Raw genomic sequence first — 1,010 nt, 5'->3', positions numbered from 1 at the left:
CGGCCACCGAGACTGGACCTGTCCATCTACCCATACCTGCCGAGGGCGAATGTCGAGAAGACCTCGGTCAAGGCCTACATGCATCTGCTCGGTAGCATTGAAGGGGAGGAAGCGGCATGAGCACCGAGGCCCCCGAGATCCTGCTTGCCCATTATCTCAAAACCCTGAAGCTGCCGACCTTCCAGCGCGAATATCAGAAGCTGGCCCGGCTATGCGCCACCGAAGGCGTCGATCATGTCGGATATCTGACCCGGCTTGCCGAGCGGGAGATGATCGAGCGGGACCGCCGCAAGGTCGAGCGCCGCATCAAGGCGGCGAAGTTCCCGGTCGTCAAAAGTCTCGACAGCTTCGACTTCGCCGCCATCCCGAAGCTCAACAAGATGCAGGTGCTGGAACTGGCGCGCTGCGAATGGATCGAGCGCCGCGAGAACGTCATCGCGCTCGGTCCCAGCGGCACGGGCAAGACCCATGTCGCGCTCGGCCTCGGCCTGGCGGCGTGTCAGAAGGGCCTTCCCGTCGGCTTCATTACCGCTGCCGCCCTGGTCAGCGAGATGATGGAGGCCCGCGACGAACGGCGTCTGCTACGCTTCCAGAAGCAGACGGCTGGCTACAAGCTCCTCATCATCGATGAGCTCGGCTTCGTGCCGCTCTCCAAGACCGGGGCAGAATTGCTGTTCGAGCTGATCTCGCAACGCTACGAGCGCGGTGCGACCCTGATCACCAGCAATCTTCCTTTTGACGAATGGACGGAAACGCTGGGGTCGGAACGCCTGACCGGCGCTCTGCTCGACCGCATCACCCACCACGTCAACATTCTCGAGATGAACGGCGATAGCTACCGTCTCGCTCAAAGCCGCGCCCGAAAGGCTGGCTGAAACCCTCACAAAAATCGCCGACGCCGCAAGCGGGAAACTCTGGTCGGGCTACGCCCTCCCGACGTTCCCCACTTGCGGCGCGAAGTGGCCTACTTTTGCGCCGCCCAATGGCCTGATTTTGCTCCGCCGTTGACA

1 protein-coding gene is annotated in these 1,010 nt (G+C 62.4%); it reads left to right on the top strand.

Going from position 1 to position 1,010, the window contains the following annotated elements; all coding sequences use genetic code 11:
- Positions 1–116: 116 nt before the first annotated feature.
- Positions 117–875: an IS21-like element helper ATPase IstB gene (gene istB / locus BFN67_RS21380; RefSeq protein WP_080921490.1), complete on the top strand. Its 759-nt coding sequence runs from the start codon at positions 117–119 to the stop codon at positions 873–875.
- The last annotated feature ends 135 nt before the right edge of the window (positions 876–1,010 follow it).

The organism is Manganibacter manganicus, assembly GCF_002075885.1.
In the GTDB taxonomy this organism is placed as follows: domain Bacteria; phylum Pseudomonadota; class Alphaproteobacteria; order Rhizobiales; family Rhizobiaceae; genus Mesorhizobium; species Mesorhizobium manganicum.
This window is presented reverse-complemented; position numbering and strand designations above follow the sequence as displayed.

Bases quoted from the DNA above. Each gene is read 5' to 3' on its own strand.
- istB (WP_080921490.1), top strand. From the start codon at position 117: ATGAGCACCGAGGCCCCCGAGATCCTGCTTGCCCATTATCTCAAAACC.